The following is a 15,884-nucleotide window of genomic DNA, read 5'->3' as shown; positions in this document are numbered from 1 at the left end:
AAGGAGAGCACATGCGCAAGCTCCACCGCGCGACGTTGCTGTGCGTGGCCGCGGCGGTGTCCCTGACCGCCTGCGCGGCGGGCTCCGGCGGGGACGCCGGGCGGTCCGGGCCGGCGGCGGCCCCCGGTGCCGACGAGAAGTTCTCGCTGACCGTCTGGAGCAACTACTCCGGGCGGGAGCAGGACGAGGTCACCAAGGCCCTGGAGAGCTTCACGGAGAAGTTCCCGAACGCCGAGGTCGAGCACCAGGGCAGCCAGGACGACGACAAGATCACCGCCGGCATCCGCAGCGGCAACCCGCCGGACGTCGCGCTGTCGTTCACCACGGACAACATCGGCCAGTTCTGCTCGTCGGGCTCGTTCCAGGAGCTGAAGCCCTACGTCGAGCGCGACGGGGTGGACCTGGGCCAGATCCCGGACGCCGTGCGCTCCTACACCGAGTACGAGGGCAACCGCTGCGCCATGCCCATGCTCAGCGACGTGTACGGGCTGTACTACAACAAGGACATGCTGGCCGAGGCCGGCATCACGGCGCCGCCGAGGACCACGGCCGAGCTGCTCGACTTCGCCAAGCGCACCACGAGGAAGGCGCCGGACGGGTCGATCGAGGTGGCGGGTTTCCTGCCCACGATGCTGTTCTACGCCAACCGACCGCCGATCTGGGCGCCGAACTTCGGCGCGAAGTGGGAGACCCCGGACGGCAGGTCCGGCCTGGCGAGCCCCGAGTGGGCCGCGATGCTGGAGTTCCAGAAGGAGCTGGTGGACTTCTACGGCTACGACGAGCTGGAGCGGTTCCGCGCCGGCCTCGGCCAGGAGTACTCCACCGACCACGCGTTCCACCAGCGCAAGATCGCCATGATGATGGACGGCGAGTACCGCACCGCGTTCCTGGAGGACCAGGCGCCGGACCTCGACTTCGGCACCGCGCCGTTCCCGACGATCAAGCCCGAGCTGTACGGCATCGGCTTCACCACCGGCACGATCATGGGCATCCCGAAGGGCGCGAAGAACCCCGGCGCGGCGTGGGAGCTGATCAAGCACCTGTCGCTCGACACCGACACCATCGTGGACCTCGCCAACGGCATCAAGAACATCCCGAGCACCAAGGCCGCCCTCGACGACCCGCGGCTGGAGGTGGACGAGAACTTCAGGACGTTCGTCGACCTGGCGAAGTCCGGCAAGCTCCAGGGCAACCCGGTGACGCCCATCGGCGACGCGCACATCAAGGCGATCGGCGACTTCGCCACGTCGTGGCAGGCGGGCAAGGTCACCGACCTGATGGCCGGGCTGGAGGACGTGGACCGGCGGATCGACGAGCAGATCGCGAAGTCCGGCAAGTGACGGCCGCGCTCGACCGCGTGGACGTGGCGCGGACCGCCCCCGCACCGGGGCGGTCCCGCTCGCGGACCCGGCACCGCCTCACCGTCCTGGCGTTCCTGGCACCCGCGGGCCTGGGCTTCCTGCTGTTCTTCGGCTACCCGCTGGTCGCCACGGTCGCGTTCTCGTTCACCAGGTACGACCTGATCAACCCGCCCGAGTGGATCGGGTTGGCGAACTACGCCTACATGTTCTCCGACGACCTGTTCCGCACGGCCGTCCACAACACCCTGTGGTTCGTGGTCGTGCTGACGGTCGCTCGCGTGGCGTTCGCGCTGGGCGTGGCGTCGGTGGTCGCGCGGCTCCGGTCGGGCGTCGGCCTGGTGCGCACCCTGTGCTACCTGCCCTCGCTCGCCCCGCCGGTGGCCGCCACGCTGGTGTTCTTCCTGCTCGTGCGCCCGAACGACGGGCCGGTGGACACCTTCCTCGGTTGGTTCGGGGTGGAGGGCCCGCTGTGGTTCGCGGACCCGGCGTGGTCGAAGCCCGGCATCGCCCTGGTGATGCTGTGGGTGTCCGGCGACCTGATGATCATCATGCTGGCCGCGGTCCTGGACGTGCCGAAGGAGCAGCACGAGGCGGCCGAGCTGGACGGGGCGGGCGCGCTGCGCCGGTGGTGGCACATCACGCTGCCGACCATCTCGCCGGTGCTGGTGTTCGGCGTGGTCAACTCGATCGTCCTGGCGCTCCAGCTGTTCACCCAGGCCGTCGTGGCCGGGTCGGCGGCCAGCGGGTCGGCCGACGTCACGGGCAGCACGAAGAACCTGGGCTTCCCGGAGAACTCGACGCTGACGTTCCCGGTGTGGCTGTACACGCAGGGCTTCCGCTACTTCGACATGGGTTATGCGGCGGCGATGGCGACCGTCCTGTTCGTCGTGTCGTTCGCGGCGACCGCGCTGCTCGTGCAGCGGCTGCGCAGGGCGTCCCACCAGGAGGAAGGGGGGCCTGGGGCATGACGACCGCCGTGCTCGGCCCGCCCGCCCCGCGGCGGCCCCGCGACTGGCGCGGCGCGCTGCACTGGGTCGCGGTGCACAGCCTGGGCCTGGCCCTGGCGCTGATGTTCGCGCTGCCGATCGTGTTCGTGCTCCTCACCGCCGTGATGTCGGACGGCCAGGCGTTCACGAAGGACCTGTGGCCGCGCGAGTGGCACTGGGGCAACTTCGCGGAGGTCTTCGAGCGGGCGCCGCTGCTGGAGTACCTGGGCAACAGCCTGCTGTACTCGCTGCTGGCCACGGCGGGGATGCTGCTGTCCTCGATCCCGGCGGCCTACGCGCTGGCCGTGCTGCGCTGGCGCGGGCGGAACGTCGCGTTCCTGCTCGTGGTGGGCGCGATGATGCTCCCGCCGCAGGTCGTCGCCGTGCCGCTGTACGACACGTGGTCGAGCCTGGGCCTGACCGGCTCGCTGTGGCCGCTGATCGTGCCGTACTTCCTGTTCGACGCGTTCTCCGTCTTCCTGCTGCGCCAGTTCTTCCTCACCATCCCGCGGTCCTACGTGGACGCGGCGCGGGTGGACGGGTGCTCGGAGTTCCAGGCGCTGGTGCGGGTGGTCGTGCCGATGGCGCGGCCCGGCATCGCGGCCACCGCGCTGTTCTGCTTCCTCTACACGTGGAACGACTACTTCGGACCGCTGCTCTACACGAGCGAGGTGCCGGACCAGTGGACGCTGTCGCTGGCGCTGGCCTCGTTCAAGGGGATGCACCACGTGCAGTGGAACCTGGCGATGGCCGTCACGCTGCTCATCATGCTCCCGGCGATCGTGCTGTTCGCCTTCGCGCAGCGCTCGTTCGTCCGGGGCATCACGTTCACTGGAGTCAAAGGGTGAAACTCACCGTTGTCGGGGGCGGGTCCACGTACACGCCCGAGTTGATCGACGGCATCGCGGGGCGGCGGGTGGGCCTCGCCGTGGACGAGGTCGTGCTCGTCGACCCGGACGTCGGCCGCCTGGAGGTGGTGGGGGCGTTCTCGCGGCGGCTGCTGGCGCACGCCGGGCACCCCGCGAGGGTCACCACGACCACCGACCTGGAGCGCGGCGCGGACGGCGCGTCGGCCGTGCTGCTCCAGCTGCGGGTCGGCGGGCAGGCGGCGCGGGCGTCGGACGAGACGTTCCCGCTGGTGTGCGACTGCGTCGGGCAGGAGACGACCGGCGCGGGCGGGCTGGCCAAGGCGCTGCGGACCGTGCCGGTGGTGCTGGACATCGCCGACCGGGTGCGGCGGGTGGCGGGTGACGACGCGTGGATCGTGGACTTCACCAACCCCGTCGGCATCGTGACGAGGGCGCTGTTGCAGGCCGGGCACCGGGCCGTGGGGCTGTGCAACGTGGCCATCACGTTCCAGCGGTGGACGGCCGGGCTGCTCGGCGTGCCGCCGGACTCGGTGCGGCTGGGGCACGTCGGGCTCAACCACCTGAGCTGGGAGACCGGTGTGTTCGTGGACGGCGTCGACCGGCTGCCCGAGCTGCTGGCCGACCACGCCGACGCGCTGGGCGGGCACGTCGGCCTGCCGGGGTCGCTGGTGCGCAGGCTGGGCGCGGTGCCGTCGTACTACCTGAAGTACTTCTACGAGCACGACGAGGTCGTGCGGCGGCAGCACGTCGAACCGCCGCGCGCCGAGGTCGTGGCCGGGGTGGAGGAGGAGCTGCTGGGCGTCTACGCCGACCCGGCCGTCGTCACCAAGCCCGAGCAGCTGTCGCGGCGCGGCGGCGCGTACTACTCGGAGGCGGCCGTGCGGCTGGTGCACGCGCTGACCGGCGGGGGCGGCGCCGAGCGGCACGTGGTCAACGTGCGCAACGGCGGCGCGCTGCCGTTCCTGCCCGACGACGCGGTGGTCGAGGTGCCGGCCGCGGTGGACGGCGGGGGCGCCGCGCCGCTGCCCGTGCCGCCCGTGCCGCCCGCGTTCGCGGGGCTGATCGCGCACGTCACGGCGTACGAGCAGCTGGCGCTGGACGCGGCGCTGAACGGTGGGCGGAACCGGGTGGCCGACGCGCTGCTCGCGCACCCGCTGGTCGGGCAGCACGCCGTGGCCGACCGGCTCGCCGACGAGCTGGTGGCGCGCAACGCGGACTTCCTGCCGTGGGCGAGGGGCGCCGGCGCGAAGGGGGCGCGGTGACGGAGCGGGGCGCGGTGACGGAGCGGGTGCTCGCCGTCGACGGCGGGAACAGCAAGACGGCCATGGCGCTGGTCGACGTGACCGGGCGGGTGCTCGCGCAGGTGCGCGGCCCCGGCGCGTCACCGCAGAACATCGGCCTGGAGCGCAGCCTGGAGGTGTTCGAGGGGCTGGCCCGCGAGGTGGCCCGCCGGGCGGGGCTGCCGCCGGACGGGCCGATCGCCGCGCACACCGCCGCCTACCTGGCCGGTGCCGACCTGCCGCGGGAGGAGGACGAGCTGCGCGCGGCCATCGAGGCGCGCGGCTGGTCGGCGACCACGGTCGTCGGCAACGACACGTTCGCGCTGCTGCGGGCGGGCACGTCCGACGGCGTCGGCGTGGCCGTGGTGTGCGGCGCGGGCATCAACTGCGTGGCCGTCGCGCCGGACGGTCGCACGCACCGGTTCCCTGCGCTGGGCCGCATCTCCGGCGACTGGGGCGGCGGCGGGCACCTCGGGTCCGAGGCGCTGTGGCACGCGGTGCGCGCCGAGGACGGCCGGGGCGAGCCGACCGCGCTGGTGGGGGCACTGCTCGCGCACTACGGCACGGCGACGCTGGCCGAGGTGGTGGAGGCGCTGCACTTCGAGCGGGTCGAGTTCGACCCGCACGCCCTGTGCCCGCTGCTGTTCGAGGTGGCGGCGGCCGGCGACGCGGTGGCCGGGTCGGTCGTGGACCGGCTCGTGGAGGAGGTCGTGCTGCTGGCGCGGGTGTCGCTGACCAGGCTCGCGCTGCTGGACGAGCCGGTGGACGTGGTGCTGGGCGGCGGCGTGCTGACCGGTACCGGCCGGCGGGTCGTGGACGCGGTCGAGGAGCGGCTACGGGCCGCCGCGCCCGCGGTGCGGGTGCGCGTGGTCGACGTGCCGCCGGTCGTCGGCGCCGCGCTGCTCGGCCTGGACGCGCTGGGTGCCGCGCCGGGCGCGGAACCGCGGCTGCGCACCGCGTACGGAACGCCGGCCCACCTGGTCGCCGGCGGGTGAGCCCCGGTGCGCGGGGTCGTCCGGCGGCGGCCGGCCTCGCGCACCGGTACCCCTCCTCGGCGTGATCTGCGACGCACCCGACGGGTCCTGAACCTGGTGAATCACCCATTGCCGACATTGGTTCACACCGTTGGGTGACGCTTTGGTGACAGGGTCACCAACCGCTGGTGGCGCGGGAGCGGGATGGCGTTGCATGCTGTCGTGCGCGGTCACGGGGGTGCCGCGCGGAGGGGGAGGCACGATGCAGGATCTGGACAGCCTCGTCGCCGTGGGCGACAGCTTCACCGAGGGCCTGGACGACCCGGCGCCGAACGGCACGTACGCGGGATGGGCGGACCGCCTGGCCGCGATGATCTCCGCCCACCGGCGGGGTTTCCGCTACGCCAACCTGGCGATCCGGGGCAAGATGCTCCAGGAGATCGTCGACGAGCAGATCCCGCTCGCGGTGGCGCTCAAGCCGAAGCTGGTGACGTTCTGCGGGGGCGGCAACGACATCATGGTGCCCGGCAGCGACCCGGACGCGGTGGCCGAGGTCTACGAGATCGCGGTCGCCGACCTGCGCGCCGCGGGCGCCGAGGTGCTCATCTTCACCGGTTTCGACACGAAGCACACGCCGCTGCTGCGCTCGCTGCGCGGCAAGATCGCCGTCTACAACAGCCACCTGTGGTCGGTGGCCGACCGGTACCACTGCCGGGTGGTCGACCTGTGGTCGATGACCGTCCTGCACGACCGGCGCGCGTGGAGCGAGGACCGGCTGCACCTGTCCCCCGAGGGCCACCGCCGGGTGGCCCTGCGGGCCGCCGAGGTGCTGGGCCTCACGCCCGAGGACAAGTGGAACGCCGCGTGGCCGCCGTTGGCGGGCGAGGCCTGGATGACCCAGCGCCGGCAGGACCTGAAGTGGGCGCGGGAGCACGTGGTGCCGTGGATCGGGCGGCGGCTGCGCGGCGGGTCGATGGGCGACGGCCTGGCCCCGAAGCGCCCGGAGCTGACCCCGGTCCACGCGGACCACCGCTAGCGACGCACCACCGGCTGGGCCGGCGCTCTCCCCCGAACGCCGCCCCAGCCGGGGTCGGGTGGCCGTCCCCCCTGGGTTCCCCCTCCCAAGAGCCACCCGCGCGCTGACACGACTGACCTGATCAGCGCTGTTCAAAGTTCCCACGATCGGGCCGCATCGTGCTAAACACCGACTAAACCCCGGTGGTCAACGCTTCAAGCGCCGTTCGGACCAACATCGCCCGGGGCGAGCCGAGGCGTTCGAACAGCCGAAGCGATTCCGCGAGCTCCGCTTGCGCCGCGACGCGTTCGCCCCGCTTGGCCAGCACGGACCCGAGCACCTGCCGGCCGAACGCCTCCTCGAACTGCATGGACCCGCCGCGGGCCAGCTCGACCCCCTGCCGGGCGTGCTCCTCGGCGTCGGCGATCAACCCCAGCTCGGCGTACAGCTCGGCGAGGTTGTTCACCGCGACCGCGTAGGCGCGCTCGTCGCCGTTGCGGTGGTACAGCTCCACCGCCTGCACCTGGTGCTCGGCGGCGGTGTCGTACCGGCCCAGCCGCTGCTCGGTCTGCGCGAGGTTGTTCAGCACGGTGGCCTCGTTGACCGCGTCGCCCTCGCGGCGGGCCGTCTCGACGGCCTCCCGGTGGTGCCGCAGGGCCTCGGTCGCACGCCCCTCCGCCCGCAGCGCGAGCGCCAGCTTGTCCAGCGCCATCACCAGGTGGCGCGGGTCGCCCAGCTCGACGGCGAGGCGGTGCGCGGACTCGGCCCGCTCCAGGCCGCCGCGCGGCGTCCCGGTGCGGTTGTCGACGTCCTGGGCGGCGTGCAGCACGAGCAGCTCGCCGCGCCGGTCGCCGACCACCCGCGCGGAGGCGAGGCCGAGTTCGGCGACGGCGTGCCACTGGCGGCCGACGAGCCTGGTCACGCAGTAGGTGTGCACGAGCCGCACGAGCCGCCACACCTGTTCGTGCAGGCCGGCTTCGGCGCCCGCGTGCACCAGGGCGGTGAGGTTGGCCCACTCCTCGTCGAACCACGACAGCGCCTGCGCCGCGGTGGTGGGCCGCGCCGACGTGGAGCCGGTGAAGTCCAGCCCGTCCGACACGGGCCGGATGAGCCGCCGGGCGTGGTCGCACGCCGCCAGGTAGTGCTCCATCAGGCGGCGCAGCGCGCCGTCGCGCTCGTGCTCCCCCAGCACCTCGCGGGCGTACAGGCGCACGAGGTCGTGCAGCACGAACCCGCCACGCCACTGCTCGACGACGAGGTGCGCGTCGGCGAGGTCGGCGAGCAGCCCGGCGGCCGTGCCCGGGTCGACGCCGCACACGGCGGCGATGGCGTGCGGGCTCACCCAGCGGCCCGGCACCACCCCGGCCGCCCGGAACGCCTCCGCCAGCTCCGGTGGCAGGTTGCGGTAGGACACGGCGAGCGCGCGCCCCACCCCGACACCGCTGTCGGCCAGGTCCAGGGTCCGCAACCGCGAGTCGTCGTCGGACAGCCGCGCGACCAGGTCCTCGACCGTCCACTCCGGACTGAACATCAGCTTGGCCGCCGCGATCCGCAGGGCGAGCGGCAGGTTGCCGCACAGCTCGACCAGCATCCGGGTGGCCACCGGCTCCCGGTCGGACACCGGCTTGCCGACCACCTCGTCCACCAGCCGCACCGACTCGGCCTCGGTCAGCGTGTCCAGCGTCAGCATCCGGGCGCCGTTGCTGACCACCAGCGACTCCAGCCGGCGGCGCGACGTGACCAGCACGACCGACCCGGCGCCGGGCGGCAGCAGCATCCGCACGTGCTCCGGGTCCCAGGCGTCGTCCAGCACCACCAGCACGCGCCGCCCGGCCAGCACCGACCGGTACAGGCCGACCCGGTCGCCCAGGTCGCGCGGCACGCCGTCCGCGGGCACGCCCAGCGCCAGCAGGAACCGGGCCAGCACCTCGGGCGGCTCCACCGGCTCCCGGTCCGGGGCGAACCCGTTGAGCGGGGCGAACAGCAGCCCGTCGGGGAACTGCCCGGCCCGGCGGTGCCCCCACGTCACGGCCAGCTCGCTCTTGCCGATGCCCGGCGCACCGTTGACCACCGCGATCGTGGTCGCCGCCGGGTCGCGCGCGTCGCACAGCCGGTCCAGCCAGGCCAGCTCCTCGTCGCGGCCGATGAACCCGGTGGCCGCGGCGGGCAGCTGCGCGGGCACGACCACGCCGACGCGCGGCGGCACGACCTGCTCGGCGACGCCGGGCGAGCTGAGGGACGGGTCGTCGCGCAGCACCTGCTCGTGCAGCAGCCGCAGGCCGGGACCGGGGTCGATGCCCAGCTCGTCCACCACGCGCCGGTGGAACCGCTGGTACGCCTCCAGCGCGTCGGCCCGCTGCCCCGACCGGTACAGGGCCCGCACCATGTGGTCGACCAGCCGCTCCCGGAACGGGTGCTCGGTGACCAGCTGCCGCAGCTCGCCCACCAGCTCCAGGTGGCGGCCCAGCTCCAACTCGGCCTCGACGCGCTCCTCGACGGCGGCCAGCCGCAGCTCCTCCAGGTCGGTGGTGACCGGCTCGCCCGGCACGTCCACCAGCACCGGTCCCCGCCACAGGCCCAGCGACTCGCGCAGCAGCCGGGCCCGGATGGGCGCGGGCTTCCCCCGGGCCGACGACACCAGCTGCCGCGCCCGGTGGAAGTCCAGCCGCCACGGGTCCACCGCCAGCTGGTAGCCGGGCGGGGTGGTCAGGATGCGCGCCGAACCGGTCGGGTCGGCCTGCTCCAGCATCCGCCGCAGCCGCGACACGTACCCGTGCACGATGGTCCGGGCGGTGGCCGGCGGGTCGTCCACCCACAGGCTGTCCACGATCTCGTCGATCGGGACGACCCGGTTGGCCCGCAGCACCAGCATGGCCAGCAGGCCCCGCATCCCCTTGCGGCCGATGACGACCGGCCGGCCGTCCGCTAGCACCTGCAAAGGCCCGAGGACGCCGAACTCCAACCCGCTCCTGCCCCGGTCGGCCATGCCCCTCCCCGCCTCGCGCTGATCGCCACTGGCTCACGGCTCGGTCACTGGATCAGGTGCGTCCCGACACCCGGTGGATACCTGTGAGTAGATGTTGCGTGCTCAACTAGCGTGCTCCCGTGATCCGGCCGCGACCGCGACGGCTAGGGTTCTGGCCCCGACAGTCCCGGCCGAAGTCCTGGACGCCGGTCGGGTTCCGGGCGAGTGCAGGAGGGCAAGTGCCGCGCGAGGCGATGAGCGTGGTCGACCGGGGCGCCGCCTGCCTGCTGGGCGGTGCGCTGGGCGACGCCCTGGGCGCGCCCGTCCAGTACCTGGGCTGGACGGACATCCAGCGCGACCACGGACCGGAGGGCGTGCTCGAACCGCCGCGGCCCGCCCTGGTCACCGACGACACGCAGCTCACGCTGTTCACCGCGGACGGCTACCTGCGGGCGTGGGTGCGCGGGCGGGCGACCGGCGAGTGGGAGCCGATCGAGACCGTGTGGCACAGCTACCGCCGGTGGCTGCTGACCCAGCAGTTCGCCGCGCCCGAGCCCGGCACGACGGGGCTGATCGGCGACGAGCGGCTGTACTCCAGCCGGTCCCCCGGCCTGACGTGCCTGCGCGCGCTCGCCGCCGACACGCCGCCCACGCCGGAGGAGCCGCACAACGAGTCGTCCGGCTGCAACGGCGTGACGCGCACCGCGCCCGCCGGGTTCGCGCCGAGCGCCGAGATCGCCTACGACCTGGGCTGCCGGTTCGCCGCGCTCACCCACGGCGGCACCGGCGGCTGGGTGTCCGGCGGGGCGTTCGCGCTGCTCGTCCACCTGCTCGCGGTGCGCGGAAGGCCGTTCCGGGAGGCCGTGGACCAGGTCATCGGCCGGGTGCTGCGTGACGACCCGTACACCGCGAACACGCTCAACCGGGCCGTGGTGTTCGCCGAGGAGCACCGGGCGCTGGGCTTCGAGTCGGTGCGCGTCGACCGGCTCGGCAGCGGCTGGACCGGCCCGGAGGCGCTGGCCATCGCCGTGCACACGGTGCTGGTGTACCCGAAGCGGGCGCACTTCGTGGACGCCCTGCGCGCGGCGGCCAACCACTCGGGCGGCAGCGACGCGACGGCGGCGCTGACCGGCAACCTCCTGGGCGCGCTGCACGGCACCGCCGCGCTGCCGCGCGACTGGCTGGCCGGCCTCGAACTGGTGGACCTGCTCACCCAACTGGGTTCGGACCTGGGGCGCTCGGTGACCGGTCTGGACTTCGACCACAGCCGGTACGCGTAGGAAAAGCCGGCCTCGGCACGCACGTTCCCGAATGCGTGCGACCGAGGCCGGCTCTCCACGCGGTCCGCACTGGAGCACGCCCCGAGCGCGAAATCCGGCTGACCTGCCGTGGAGCGGGAAAACCCGTGGTGGAACCGTAGCAGGGCGCACGCGACCGGTCACAGGCGGCCCACCTCTGTGGACCGACGGGGCGCGTCAGGCGGCGATCGGCAGGCCCGGTGTGCGGTGGACGCGGTGGGCCGCGTCCACCGCGTGGACCTCGCAGCCGGGTCGGGCCGCGGCCCACTCGACACCGGCCGCGCCCATCGCGAAGGCCGCCGTGGCGGTGGCGTCCGCCGTGGTCAGGTCGGGCGCGACCACGGTCAGGCTGAGGAGGTCCGTGACCGGGCGGCCGGTGCGGGCGTCGAGGATGTGGTCGCCGCGCTCGTAGCGGGCCGACGTGGCCACGGCGCGGTCGGTGACGGTGAGGACGGCGCTGAAGGCGGTCGGGTCCAGGGGGTGGCGCAGGCCGACGCGCCACGGGCCGCCGGCGGTGGCGACGTCGCCACCCGCGTTGACCGCGAAGCTGGTCGCGCCCGCCCCGGCGAGCAGGTCGGCGGCGCGCTGCACGGCCCAGCCCTTGACCACGGCGCACGGGTCGAGGGGACGGCCGGGGACGCGGGCGCTGAACGCGCCGCCGGTGGCCCGCTCGTAGTGCGCGCACAGGTCCAGCACGTGGGCCAGGTCGGCGCTGACGTCCGCCGGGTCGAGTTCGCCCCGGTCCAGCCGGCACACCTCGCTGTCCGGCCTGAACGGGCTGAACCGGGCGTCGACCTCGCGCAGCCAGGCGAACGCCCGGTCGACCGCGACCGAGCGCACCCCGTCGGCGTCCCCGCCGCGCAGGTCCACCGAGACCGGCAGGCCCATCACCTGCTCCACGCGGCGCACGCCTCAGCCCTTCGCGTCGATGGCGGCCTGGAGGGACTCCACGTACGCCTCGCTGGTCGTGGTCGCGCCGGACACGGTGTCCACGTCGGCGCTCTGCGCGGTCAGCGTCTCCCGCACCAGGAGCGGCACGGCCTTCCTGGTCGGTGCGCTGTCCGGCTGCTCCAGCATGGTCACCGAGGCGATCCGGTCGCCCTCGAACACCACCTCGACCCGCACGTCCCCGTGCCGGGTGCGGACCAGGGCCCCGTCCACGGACTGGGTCGCCACGCCCCCCGCCCCGACCTGGCCGGTCGTCGTGGGCGCCGGGGCCCCGGCGGTCGCCCCGGGCGCGGACGCGGTCTCCGGCTGCGGCTCGAAGCGCCACAGCGGGACCAGGCCGGCCACCGTGAGCAGCAGGATCGGCACGGCTCTCTTCACGTCGTCCCCCTCAACTCGCCAAGCTGAAGCGCTCGGCGTGGACCTGGCGCTTCGGCACGCCCAGTTCGCGCATGGTCCGCAGCACGGCACCCGTCATGCCGGGCGGGCCGCACACGAACACGTCCCGGTCGCGCACGTCCGGCACCGCGCTGCCGATCGCCCCGGGACCGAGCGGCGGCCCGTACGGCGTGGGGGCGTTCGACGGCCCGGTCACGACGTGCAGCACCGCGCCACGCGCCCGCGCCAGGTCGCGCAGCTCGTCCAGCAGCACCGCGTCCTGCGGCCTGGACACGCGGTAGACCACGACGAGGTGCCCGCCCAGCTCCTCCAGCAGCGCCCGCACCGGCGTGATCCCCACGCCGCCCGCGACGAGCAGCGCGTCCGGCCTGGTGCGGTGCAGCGCGGTGAACGCCCCGTACGGGCCCTCGGCGAACACCCGCGTGCCCGGTGCCAGCGCCCGCAGCGACGCGCTGCCCTCGCCGAGGGCCTTGGCGGTCAGCCGCAGCGTCCGGCCGTCGGGCATGGCCGACAGCGAGAACGGGTTCGCCTGCCACCAGCGGCCCTTCACCAGGAACCGCCAGAGGAAGAACTGACCGGCCCGCGCGGGCAGCTTGTCCAGGTCGCGGCCGGTGATGTGGATCGAGACGACGTCGTCGGACTCGGGCACGACGGCGGACACCCGCAGCCGGTGCCGCAGGTTGCGCCACAGCGGCAGCACGAGCCGGCCGAGGACCACCGAGCCCAGCGCGACGCCCCACAGCCCCCACCAGTAGGCGGTGGCGGACGGCGACGCGGTGAACGTCGTGCCCACCGCGACCTGGTGCGAGAACGCCAGCACCACGGCCAGGTAGGTGTAGAGGTGGATGAAGTGCCACGTCTCGTAGGCCATCCGCCGCCGCGCGAACCGGGCCGACGCGCCGCCCACGACGGCGATCAGCACCAGCGCCACGACCGCGCGCAGGACACCCTCGACGGTGGTCGTGACCAGCACCAGTTCGTCGACCGGCGACAGCTCGCTGACCTGCGCGTACCCGAACAGGATGAACACGAAGTGGGTCAGCAGCAGCCACAGCAGCGAGAAGCCGGTCCACCGGTGCCACGACGTCAGCCGGTCCATGCCCAGCCGCCGGTCCAGCCAGGGCAGCCGGGCCACGAGCAGCAGCTGGAACGCCATCAGCAGCGCCGCGTACAGGCCGGTGAGGCGGCCGATCGCGATCAGCGCGTTCACGCCGGGGCCGGCCTGGAGGAACAGCGCCGTCACGACGGCGACGTTCGCGACCAGCACGGCGCACAGGCCGGCGCGGGCCACCGCCTTCGGTCGCACCGCCTTCGGTCGCACGGCGGGCGGACGCGCGGTGCGCGCGGCCGGCGCCGGGAGCTGGGTCGTCACGTGCGCACGCTCCTCGTCGGTGGTCGCCCCGGGGTGGTCGTCCCGGGGGTCCGCGGGTGGGTCCGTGGTCGAGCCTGCTGCGCGAAGCTGAGCCGGACCTGTCGCGGACCTGTCGAAACGCTGTTGATCCGCCCGGCGGCCACGGATCGCCTCGCCCGACCCCGTGGCGGTGCCGCACCATGGGCACGTGGACAAGGGCAATCCGGTTCGACTGCTCGTGGTGGACGACGAACCCCACATCGCCGACCTGGTGGCGACGGTCGCGCGGTACGAGGGGTGGCAGGCCGCGACGGCGGGCAGCGGCGAGGCGGCGCTCAGCACGGCCGCCGACTTCCACCCGGACATCGTGGTGCTCGACCTGATGCTGCCCGACGTCGACGGCTTCACCGTGCTGGACCGGCTGCGGTCGGCGGGCGCCATGGTGCCCGTGGTGTTCCTCACCGCGCGCGACGGCACCGCGGACCGGGTCGCGGGCCTCACCCGCGGCGGTGACGACTACCTGGTCAAGCCGTTCTCGGTGGAGGAGCTGATGGCGCGGCTGCGGGCCGTGCTGCGGCGGTCGACGGGGCCGACGTGGAAGCGGTCCGTGCTGAAGGTGGCGGACCTCGCCCTGGACGAGGACACCCGCGAGGTGCGCCGCGGCGGCCGGCTCGTCACGCTCACGCCCACCGAGTACGAGCTGCTGCGCTACCTGATGCGCCGCTCGCCCGCCGTGCTGACGAAGGCCCAGATCCTCGACCACGTGTGGGAGTACGACTTCGGCGGCCGGTCCAACGTGGTCGAGCTGGTCGTCTCGCACCTGCGGCGCAAGCTGGACGACGGCAGCGGCGAACCGCTCATCCACACCGTCCGCGGCGTCGGGTACGTGCTGCGGCGAGCCGCGGAGTGACGTTCCGCTCGCGGTGGAAGCGCACGCGCCTGGACACGCGGCTCGCGCTGGGCCTGGGCGCGCTGGCGCTCGCCGTGTTCGCGGTCGTCGGCACGGTGATGGCCACGAGCATGGAGGAGTTCCTGGCCCGCCGCATGGACGACCAGATGGCCACCACGCAGGTGTCGCTGAAGAAGGAGTACGACCGCAACAACGGCCTCAAGAGCTCCGGCTACGGCTGGTACTCGGCCCTGTACGAGGTGCGCGACGGCCAGGCGCGGCCGGTGAACCCCGAGGGCCTGCCGGACGACTCCGCCCCGTTCGCCGAGGTGGCGCTGCGGGTCGTGGGCGGCGAGGAGCCCTCGTACGGGACCGAGTACCTGGAGGGCCTGGGCGCCTACCGGCTGCGCGGCTGCCAGATCGCGGACGGCGTGGTCATCGTCAGCGCGGCCCCGATGAACGACATGACGACCACCGTGCGGCAGCTCGTGCTGGTGGAGGTGGCGGCGTTCCTGCTGGCGCTGATCGCGTTCGTGGTGATCGGGCGGGCCGTGCTGCGGCGCGGGTTGCAGCCGTTGAGCGACATGGCGCGCACGGCGCACGACATCACCTCGCACGACCTGACCGACTCGGCGCGGCTGGCGGTGCGCGCGGAGGGCGGTGACGGCGGCGCGGAGGTGGAGGAGCTGCGGTCGGCGTTCAACACGATGCTGGAGCACATCGACGCGTCCCTGGCCGCCCGGACGGTCGCGGAGCAGCGGTTGCGGCGGTTCATCGCGGACGCCTCGCACGAGCTGCGCACCCCGTTGACCTCGATCCGCGGGTACGCCGACCTGTTCCGGTACGCGGCGGCCAACGAGCCCGGCGAGCGCGAGGCGCACCTGGAGAAGCTGCGGTCGGAGGCGGCGCGGATGAGCGTGCTGCTGGACGACCTGCTGCTGCTCGCGCGGCTCGACTCGGCCGAGGTGGAGACGTCGCTGCGGGTGACCGACGGCGACGTGGCGGCGCTGGCGCGCGAGGCGGCGGACGCGTTCCGCGCGGCCCGCCCGGCGCACCCGCTGAGCCTGTCCCTGCCGCCCGGCCCCGTGCCGCTCGCGTTCGACCCGATGCGCCTGCGCCAGGTCGTGGACAACCTGCTCACGAACGCCGCCGTGCACACGCCGCCGGGCACCGCCGTGGCGCTGTCGGTCTCGACCACCCCGCGCGCCGTGGTGGTCCGGGTGGCCGACTCGGGCCCCGGCATCCCGCGGGGCGACCAGGCCCGCATCTTCGACCGCTTCTACCGGGTCGACGACTCCCGCACCCGCGACCGGGGGGGCAGCGGCCTGGGCCTGGCCGTGGTCCGCTCGCTGGTGGTGGCGCACGGCGGCACCGTCTCCCTGTCCAGCGACCCCGGCTCGACCACCTTCACCGTCCACCTCCCCCACCACCCCGAGGGTCCAACCCCCAGGTCGCGGGAGTCCAACCCCCAGGACCGGTGAGTTCCACGTCCAGGTCCGGTGAGTTCCACGTCCGGGACCGGTGAGTTCCACGTCCGGGACCGACGGCGGGA

The 15,884-nt window shown here is 73.9% G+C and carries 13 protein-coding genes; 9 read left to right on the top strand and 4 right to left on the bottom strand.

All coding sequences use genetic code 11. The features are described 5' to 3' along the window. The first annotated feature begins 11 nt into the window (after positions 1-11). From J2S66_RS30775 to J2S66_RS30750, 6 genes are all read left to right on the top strand, one after another. Positions 12-1,340, top strand: coding sequence for an ABC transporter substrate-binding protein (locus J2S66_RS30775; RefSeq protein WP_310311457.1), 1,329 nt, complete (start codon positions 12-14; stop codon positions 1,338-1,340). Further along, the gene (locus J2S66_RS30770) at positions 1,337-2,329 is read left to right on the top strand and encodes a carbohydrate ABC transporter permease (protein WP_310311455.1); all 993 of its coding nucleotides are present in this window, start codon (positions 1,337-1,339) and stop codon (positions 2,327-2,329) included. Before J2S66_RS30775 ends, J2S66_RS30770 begins: the two co-directional genes overlap by 4 nt. Beyond that, positions 2,326-3,195, top strand: coding sequence for a carbohydrate ABC transporter permease (locus J2S66_RS30765; RefSeq protein WP_310311453.1), 870 nt, complete (start codon positions 2,326-2,328; stop codon positions 3,193-3,195). Before J2S66_RS30770 ends, J2S66_RS30765 begins: the two co-directional genes overlap by 4 nt. Continuing rightward, positions 3,192-4,478, top strand: a complete 1,287-nt coding sequence (locus J2S66_RS30760) for a 6-phospho-beta-glucosidase (RefSeq protein WP_310311451.1) — start codon at positions 3,192-3,194, stop codon at positions 4,476-4,478. Before J2S66_RS30765 ends, J2S66_RS30760 begins: the two co-directional genes overlap by 4 nt. Positions 4,479-4,492: 14 nt before the next feature. Beyond that, entirely contained in the window at positions 4,493-5,491 is a 999-nt protein-coding gene (locus J2S66_RS30755; protein WP_310315200.1) for an N-acetylglucosamine kinase, read from the top strand. A gap of 241 nt (positions 5,492-5,732) precedes the next feature. Beyond that, positions 5,733-6,506 (top strand): SGNH/GDSL hydrolase family protein, encoded by a 774-nt coding sequence (locus J2S66_RS30750; RefSeq protein ID WP_310311449.1) that lies wholly within the window; start codon positions 5,733-5,735, stop codon positions 6,504-6,506. Positions 6,507-6,678: 172 nt separating this feature from the next. Here J2S66_RS30750 and J2S66_RS30745 read toward each other — a convergent pair whose 3' ends face one another. Continuing rightward, positions 6,679-9,471 (bottom strand): AfsR/SARP family transcriptional regulator, encoded by a 2,793-nt coding sequence (locus J2S66_RS30745; RefSeq protein WP_310311447.1) that lies wholly within the window; start codon positions 9,469-9,471, stop codon positions 6,679-6,681. 218 nt (positions 9,472-9,689) lie between these two features. Here J2S66_RS30745 and J2S66_RS30740 point away from each other — a divergent pair, with 218 nt between their 5' ends. Then, complete coding sequence (locus J2S66_RS30740; protein WP_310311445.1) at positions 9,690-10,730, top strand: ADP-ribosylglycohydrolase family protein; 1,041 nt, start codon at positions 9,690-9,692, stop codon at positions 10,728-10,730. A 195-nt stretch (positions 10,731-10,925) separates the two neighbouring features. Here the strand turns inward: J2S66_RS30740 and J2S66_RS30735 are convergent, their stop codons facing one another. From J2S66_RS30735 to J2S66_RS30725, 3 genes are read right to left on the bottom strand one after another with little or no spacing between them, the layout of a single operon-like run. Continuing rightward, complete coding sequence (locus J2S66_RS30735; RefSeq protein WP_310311443.1) at positions 10,926-11,657, bottom strand: FAD:protein FMN transferase; 732 nt, start codon at positions 11,655-11,657, stop codon at positions 10,926-10,928. A 3-nt stretch (positions 11,658-11,660) separates the two neighbouring features. Beyond that, complete coding sequence (locus J2S66_RS30730) at positions 11,661-12,074, bottom strand: FMN-binding protein (protein ID WP_310311441.1); 414 nt, start codon at positions 12,072-12,074, stop codon at positions 11,661-11,663. A gap of 10 nt (positions 12,075-12,084) precedes the next feature. Beyond that, positions 12,085-13,464 (bottom strand): ferredoxin reductase family protein, encoded by a 1,380-nt coding sequence (locus J2S66_RS30725; RefSeq protein WP_310311439.1) that lies wholly within the window; start codon positions 13,462-13,464, stop codon positions 12,085-12,087. A gap of 187 nt (positions 13,465-13,651) precedes the next feature. On the opposite strand from J2S66_RS30725, the gene J2S66_RS30720 reads away from it, so the two are divergent. Continuing rightward, positions 13,652-14,353: a response regulator transcription factor gene (locus J2S66_RS30720; protein WP_306744467.1), complete on the top strand. Its 702-nt coding sequence runs from the start codon at positions 13,652-13,654 to the stop codon at positions 14,351-14,353. Continuing rightward, entirely contained in the window at positions 14,350-15,813 is a 1,464-nt protein-coding gene (locus J2S66_RS30715; protein ID WP_310311436.1) for a sensor histidine kinase, read from the top strand. Before J2S66_RS30720 ends, J2S66_RS30715 begins: the two co-directional genes overlap by 4 nt. Positions 15,814-15,884: the final 71 nt, after the last annotated feature.

It is taken from the genome of Saccharothrix longispora (genome assembly GCF_031455225.1).
GTDB lineage: Bacteria > Actinomycetota > Actinomycetes > Mycobacteriales > Pseudonocardiaceae > Actinosynnema > Actinosynnema longispora.
This window is presented reverse-complemented; position numbering and strand designations above follow the sequence as displayed.

What these genes read in the sequence shown, in the direction of transcription:
- J2S66_RS30775 (WP_310311457.1), top strand. Translation starts at nt 12, where the DNA reads ATGCGCAAGCTCCACCGCGCGACGTTGCTGTGCGTGGCCGCGGCGGTG.
- J2S66_RS30765 (WP_310311453.1), top strand. Translation starts at nt 2,326, where the DNA reads ATGACGACCGCCGTGCTCGGCCCGCCCGCCCCGCGGCGGCCCCGCGAC.
- J2S66_RS30750 (WP_310311449.1), top strand. Translation starts at nt 5,733, where the DNA reads ATGCAGGATCTGGACAGCCTCGTCGCCGTGGGCGACAGCTTCACCGAG.
- J2S66_RS30745 (WP_310311447.1), bottom strand. Translation starts at nt 9,471, where the DNA reads ATGGCCGACCGGGGCAGGAGCGGGTTGGAGTTCGGCGTCCTCGGGCCT.